The 6,707-nt window shown below is 63.7% G+C and carries 6 protein-coding genes; 5 read left to right on the top strand and 1 reads right to left on the bottom strand.

Going from position 1 to position 6,707, the window contains the following annotated elements:
- The 4 genes from J0A65_RS20870 to J0A65_RS20855 form a co-directional block, all read left to right on the top strand.
- Window positions 1-1,970 (top strand): YadA family autotransporter adhesin (locus tag J0A65_RS20870; protein WP_206596271.1); only part of this gene is annotated, 1,970 nt, incomplete at its 5' end.
- 66 nt (window positions 1,971-2,036) lie between these two features.
- Complete coding sequence (locus J0A65_RS20865; protein ID WP_206596270.1) at window positions 2,037-2,963, top strand: hypothetical protein; 927 nt, start codon at window positions 2,037-2,039, stop codon at window positions 2,961-2,963.
- A 213-nt stretch (window positions 2,964-3,176) separates the two neighbouring features.
- Window positions 3,177-4,130, top strand: a complete 954-nt coding sequence (locus tag J0A65_RS20860) for a LysR family transcriptional regulator (RefSeq protein WP_206596269.1) — start codon at window positions 3,177-3,179, stop codon at window positions 4,128-4,130.
- Window positions 4,131-4,176: 46 nt separating this feature from the next.
- On the top strand, window positions 4,177-5,136 hold the full coding sequence (locus J0A65_RS20855) for a LysR family transcriptional regulator (protein ID WP_206596268.1): 960 nt from the start codon (window positions 4,177-4,179) through the stop codon (window positions 5,134-5,136).
- Window positions 5,137-5,149: 13 nt separating this feature from the next.
- On the opposite strand, the gene J0A65_RS20850 is transcribed toward J0A65_RS20855, so the two are convergent.
- Window positions 5,150-6,106 (bottom strand): AraC family transcriptional regulator ligand-binding domain-containing protein, encoded by a 957-nt coding sequence (locus J0A65_RS20850; protein ID WP_152488394.1) that lies wholly within the window; start codon window positions 6,104-6,106, stop codon window positions 5,150-5,152.
- A gap of 326 nt (window positions 6,107-6,432) precedes the next feature.
- Between J0A65_RS20850 and J0A65_RS20845 the strand changes: the two genes are divergently transcribed.
- The coding region (locus tag J0A65_RS20845) for a DUF1302 family protein (protein ID WP_206596267.1) at window positions 6,433-6,707 on the top strand (275 nt) is incomplete at its 3' end.

Below are 6,707 nucleotides of genomic sequence, written 5' to 3'. Positions count from 1 at the left end.
CTGATGTCACAGTGGCCGGAGGCATAGCCCTGGGTAATGGCTCCATCGCGGATACCGGCATGGGAATGGCGGGCTACAACCCGGCCAGCAATGCCATCGACCGCCTGGATGCGCGCATCGCCGCGACTGAAAGCACCTCCGGGGCGCTGGCCGTGGGCGACGCCGGGAACGGGCTCTTTCGTCAGATCACCGGTGTGGCTGCCGGCACCGAAGACAGTGATGCGGTCAACGTGGCGCAGTTGCGCAGCGTCAGCACGGCGGCCTATGCAGGGTGGGGACTGAGTGCCGGAGTAGGGGGCGCGAGTAACGTGGCGCCAGGTGGTGAGGTCAACCTGGGTAATGCCGATGGCAACCTGGTCATCGCTCATACGACCCGCAACGGCCGTGAGGAGGTGACCTTCGATCTGAGCGATGACCTTGCGGTGACATCGCTGTCCGCCGGGAACGCCCTGCTCGACAGCAATGGCCTGAGCATCGTGGGAGGGCCGAGTCTCACCGTCAGCGGCATCGACGCTGCCGGCACCCGCATCGTGAATCTTGCGGCCGGCGTGAATGGCAGCGATGCCGCCACCGTCGCTCAACTGAACGCTGCCAGCGGTGGTTCGGTGAAGTACGACCTCAACGGTGGCGGAACCATCGATTACAACACCATCACCCTGGCGGGCAGCGTCTACGACAGCCTCACCGGAAGCGGTGGCACCACGCTCACCAACGTCGCTCGCGGTGTGAATGACAGCGATGCGGTCAACCTGTCCCAGCTCAACGAGACCAACCAGCAGATCACCCTGATCGATGGTCGGGTCAGCACGCTCGAGGGATCCCTGGCCACGCTCAACAATGGCGGCGGCATCAAGTACTTTCGCGCCAGCTCGAACAAGGCCGACGCGGTGGCGAGTGGTACGGACTCGGTCGCTGTGGGGCCCGATGCCCGGGCCAGCGGTTCCAGTGCCGTGGCAATGGGGAACGAGGCCGAGGCGTCGGGCCAGGGTGCGACGGCCGTGGGCAGCGCTGCCCAGGCGACTGGCGACAGCAGCGTGGCCATTGGCGCCAATGCCAGTGCCAGCCAGGCCAATTCGGTGGCGCTGGGGGCAGGCTCGGTGGCTGATCGCGGGGCACAGGCGAACTACGCCGCCTTCGCGCTGAGCGAAACGCAGACTTCCGTGGGTGAAGTCGGTGTCGGCACTGCCGCAGGGAATCGCCAGATCACCGGGGTGGCTGCCGGCTCCGAGGACAGCGATGCGGTGAACGTCGCCCAGCTCAAGGGCGTCGACCAGAAGATCGCCGCCGTCACCGGCGATGTGAGCCAGGTAACGAACGAGGTGCAGATCATCGATGCGCGTGTCACCCAGGTCGAGCGCGGTGATGCCGGCATGTTTCGGGTCAATCAGAGCAATGCTCCGGTCGCGCCCAAGGCCGAGGGGCTGAACTCGGTCGCCGGTGGCTCGGGAGCCGTGGCGTCGGCTGGCAACAGCGTCGCCATTGGCACCAGCGCCAGCGCCATCCGGGACAATTCCGTGGCCCTGGGGAGCAACTCGGTAGCGGATCGTGACAACAGTGTCTCGGTCGGCAGCGCTGGCGCGGAGCGCCAGATCACCAACGTCGCGGCCGGCACTCGGGACACGGATGCGGTCAACCTCGCTCAGCTGAACAGCAGCATCAACGGCATCACCAGCAACGCCAACAGCTATACCGACCAGCGTTTTGCCGAACTGAAGAGCGACCTGCGCAAGCAGGACGACATCCTCAGCGCCGGGATTGCCGGTGCCATGGCAATGGCCAGCCTGCCGCAGCCCTACGTCCCGGGCGCCAGCATGACTGCGGCGGGGCTGAGCAGCTATCGCGGCCAGTCCGCCCTGGCCATCGGTGTGTCGCGCATTTCCGACAGTGGCAGTTGGGTGACCAAGCTGCAGGGCAACACCAACAGCCAGGGCGAGCTGGGGCTGTCGGTCGGTGTCGGCTACCAGTGGTGACCTTTCTTTCCTTCGCGCAGATCCGCTGTAGCCGGACTTTCCAACATTCGAGAACCAGAGGCACCTATGCTGAACATGACCGTTCCGAGCGGGAAAACCCCGCTGCTGCGCCCCATCGGCATCACCCTTCTGCTGATGCTGAGCAGTCTCGCTGGCTGCCGGAGCGAGCAACCCGCCACAGCATCCGTTCCGCGCAACTGGGTGAACATTCCGGCGCTGCCGATCATTCAGGATGCCGTGTTTTCGTTGTCGCCGACCTTCGCCGGGCAACGCAACCATGCCGTGATGATGCAGGTATGTGGATTGGCGCGTGGACAGGCCAAGCAGGAGCAGGTCAACGCATTTCTCGCTCAACAGCATGTCGATGTGGCCCATGTTCCCAAGCACGGTCACGACCTGTCGTTGCTGGTCAATTCTGACCGCTCTGCGCAGGCTTCTGCCTGTGCCGCATACCTGGCGACCACGGTGCTGTCGCCGGTGGACGTGTCCGAGTTGACGGTGGCTGTCCCTCAGGCTGAGACACAGAGCAAGGCGCCCGAACAGGGTAGCCAGCCCGTCCTGCAGGTCGACAGCGCCCGTCTTGCCAACGTTCTGCCGCTCAAGCTGGCGGCGGCACGCGCCAACGCCGATGTGTTTGTGCTGATCGCTGCCGAGTTGCAGCGTCGTCCCGGCCTTACGGTCAACGAGTACCGCGAGCAGGCAACGCAGTTGTTCGAGAGGCTCGCGTCGGTCTATCTCGAGTGCATCGAGGCGCAGCTGCCACCGGCGGGCTCCACGTACAAGCTGCTGCAGATGGACACTGATCGCTTCGCCTTCAGCAGCTCGGTGGGCAGTCTGTTCGAGTACGGCCGTGACGGCATGACCCTGCGCCAGAATGGCGTGATCTGGTACGGCCAGGGTGAGCTGATGGGGCAGGCCTATCCGTTGCAGGTGGCCTACTTCGAACCGGCGATCGATGGTTTGCTGGCGCCGAGTGTCGAGCAACAGCCTTGAGGTATTCCTGCGGCAGCACCGCGCCTTATCCCGAGATGAAACGGTGTCGCCCTGGAAACCATCCTGCTGCCGCGTATTGCGGCCGTACCCGACACCCCTTGCTCCGCGTGTCATCCCCACTTTGCACCTGGACTACGCTTGACCTGAGGAAGTATCACCCCACTGTAGGCAAGGCCGCCTAACCCTGACCCTTGAGCGCGTGGAGTGGCTCCTATGGATAAGTTTGGCGCGATGCGCATCCTCTGCCGGGTGGTGGACCTGGGCTCGTTCAGTCAGGCCGCCAACTCCCTCGGTGTTCCCAGTACGCGGATTTCACAACTCGTATCCGACCTGGAGAGCGAGCTGGGAGTAAGGCTTCTGCAGCGAAGCACGCGGGTCATGAAGCTGACCGTCGACGGTGCGGCCTACGTGGAGCGATGTCGGCAGATCCTGGACGATGTCGATGAACTCGAAGCGAGCATGAGCGGTGCGGTCAATGTTCCGAAAGGCTACCTGCGGGTGGATGCCCAGACCTCGATCTGCCGCTGGATTATCGCTCCCCGGCTAGCCGAGTTTCGTCGCCGCTATCCCATGATCCAGCTGCATCTGGGGGGCTATGATCGGACTCGGCATCTGCTGGAAAACGGCATCGACTGTGCCATACGAGGGGGGCACCTCAGCGACTCCTCACTCATCGCCCGCCACCTCATGAATGTGTCGTTCCAGCTGTATGCAAGCCCGAGATACCTGGAGCGCTTCGGTGTGCTGGATTCCCCGGGGGGGCTGGAGCAAGCCGACTTGCTCGGCTGGTTCAACTCCGAGTCGAATGCTGCAAAACCCTGGTGCTTGCACTCGGAGGATGCCGAATACGACCTGAAGAAGTCGCCCAGGTTGGTGTTCGACGACCCAGAGTCTGCGGTTTCTGCGGCGCTGGTGGGGGGCGGGATAACCCTCGCTCCGCGCTTTGCCGTGGACGGCTATATCAGCCAGGGGCAGTTGGTCCCCGTGCTACCGGCATGGCATTTCAAGGCGCAGCCGGTGCATATCGTCTACCCGACCAGCCGCCATCTTTCGGCTCGGGTTCGGGCCTTCGTCGATTGGGCCGTTGAAGTGATGTGTCCGGACGGGGCATTTCCCCGGTCTCCCCAGGCACGCGCCCAATTGGCGCCGGACCGGCGCCCTGGGTGAGGCGGCGTCCCTTGCCTGTCTATCGTTGTCGTTCAAGGTGACTCATATGGACAAGTTGAGTGCGATGAGGACCTTCAGCTGTGTGGTCGAGCACGGATCGTTCAGCCGGGCTGCCGATTTACTCGGCATACCCAAGGCCCGGGTGTCCCAGCGGGTCGCCGATCTGGAGAAAGCGCTGGGTGTGCGCTTGCTGAACCGTACCACCCGGGCCATCAGCCTGACTGCCGATGGCCTGGCGTATGCCGAACAGTGCCGGCAGGTGCTGGACAGCATCGAGGAGCTCGAGGCGCGCGTCATGGGCGTGACGAGTTCGCCCAAGGGGCGCTTGCGAGTGGAGACGCAGACGGCGTTCAGCCGATGGATACTGTCTCCGAAGCTGATCGAGTTTCGCGATCGCTACCCGCAGATACAGGTATTGCTCGGTGCCCACCATCAGGTGAGAAACCTGCTCGAAGACGGAATCGATTGTGCCATCCGCGGAGGTCCTGTCGATGACTCTTCGCTCAGTGCGCTCCACGTGATGGATGTGCATGCCGGCCTTTATGCCAGTCCGGGCTACATGCAGGATTTCGGGCCCACTGCAGAGCCAGAGGTGCTCGAGCGGGCCGACCTGGTGGGCTGGTTCGACCCGAGAACCAATACGCCCAGGCCCTGGTTCCTGCGCTCGGGTGCAGCCGCGTACGATCTGAAGCGCACGCCGAGGCTGCTGCTGGATGACCCGGAGTCCGCAGTTGCCGCCGCCACGATGGGCGCTGGTATCACGCCTGCCTCTCCGTTTGCCGTGGAGCATCTGGTGAGGCAGGGCCGCCTGGTTCCGGTATTGCCTCAGTGGCACCTGCGGCCGCAGCCGGTGCACATCGTCTATCCGGCCAGTCGCTTTCTGTCGGCCAGGGTCCGGACCTTTGTCGATTGGGCCTTTCAGATGATGAGCAACGACGCCAAGTTGCATCTGCGTCCGCACGACCTCGCGGTGATCGGTAATGCAGGGCGGGGGGCGACACCCTAGAGCGTTGCTGGTGTCAGGTCTGGGGCTCATCCCCTCGCCAACGCCGCCGCGCATGCTGGTAGGCATCGAGATCGCTGTAGCCCAGGCGGGTGGCAATCTCCGCAGGCGCCACGCCCTGCAACTGCAGTTGCTGTTCCAGCTCCAGGCGTACTAGGTCGAGCAACTGGCGGAAGCTCAGCCCCTGCTGTTCCAGGCGCCGGCGCAACGTCCGCGAGCTCAGGTGCAAGGCACTGGCTTGTTCCTCCAGTCCGGGCACGCGCCCCTCACTCAGTGTGCGGCGCATGCTCTGGGCTGCTTTGCCTGCCCAGCCGCTGAGCTGGTGTTGGCGCGCCAGGCAGCGGTCCAGCTCCTGGCAGATCACCTCGAACATTCCGGCATGACGAGTCTGTAGCGGTACCTTCAGGTCTTCACTCGCGTAGACCAGCAGGTTGCTTGGACAGCCGAAGCGCACGGATTCACCGAAGATACGTCCATAGTGCTCGTGGTAGCTCGGGCGAGCATGAGCGAAATCGATCCGTATGGGGCGCAGCTGGCCTGAGTTGGTCTCGTTGGCCAGCGTGATGCACATGGTGAAGTAGTGCTCGACGGTGAAGCGCGCCAGCGTTTCCGGTGCCTCTACCCACACCTCCAGCGCGGCGCCGGACTGCTCCTCGACATAGCGCACATTGTCCATGTCCGATGCCAGCCGCGCATAACGGGCCCAGAAACGCAGCGCTTCGTCGACGTTCGCGCAGTACTTGCAGGCATGCGCCAGCATGTGGCGATCCTGTGCGCTGAAGTGGGCGAACAGGTTCAGGCCGATGGCAGGGTCATGACGCTGCGCTTCGGCCAGCAGTTGCTCCAGGGTGAACATGCTGTAGTCGCCCTCGCGGCAGCGCTGAGTGCCACGCAGGTAGCGTTCCAGTACCTCTCCCAGTGCGCCGCGGTGATAGCGCTGCAGATTGGCCACTCTTAAGGGAATTCTGTCCATTTCGCGCCTGCCACTGAGTGAGCTCTACAGGCTTTCATTATCCGTGTATCGCCCAGTTGGGCAAACCGGCAAGAACCTGTCAGGAGCACGCACCTACTCACCGAAAACCCGACATGCGTCGTTGTGGCCCAGGCTCGTTAGGAGCTGCGTCCAGACGCCATCGATTTCCATGGACCCCTGCCTACGACAGTGATGGCGACGCTCGTCAACCGAGCGAAGTCGTCGGGGCGTCACGGTTTGCGGATCGACCGGCCGAGCTCGACTCGAGCTGCGAGCCGCGGAAGAACCGTCTGTTGCAACCTACAAGAACAAGAGGTACCCACCCCATGAACGCCCTTCATCTGCCCTGGCGGCAGGCACGCCTTGCCGTTGCCGCCAGTCTTGCCAGTTTCGCCTCCTTGCCAGCATCGGCGCTGACCTTCCAGCTCGGCGAAATCGAAGGCCAGTTCGACTCGAACCTCTCGGTCGGCGCGGCTTGGGCGCTGCGCAACCCCAAGCCGGAACTGATCGTCTACCGCAGCGGCGACGATGGTCGGCGCAACTTCGAGCAGGGCAAGACCTTCTCGAAGATCTTCAAGGGCGTTCACGACCTGGAACTCAG

Source organism: Bowmanella yangjiangensis, assembly GCF_017255015.1.
Classification (GTDB): Bacteria; Pseudomonadota; Gammaproteobacteria; order Enterobacterales; family Alteromonadaceae; genus Bowmanella; species Bowmanella yangjiangensis.
Note: the sequence above shows the minus strand (reverse complement) of the source record. Positions and strands in the feature narration are given on the sequence as shown.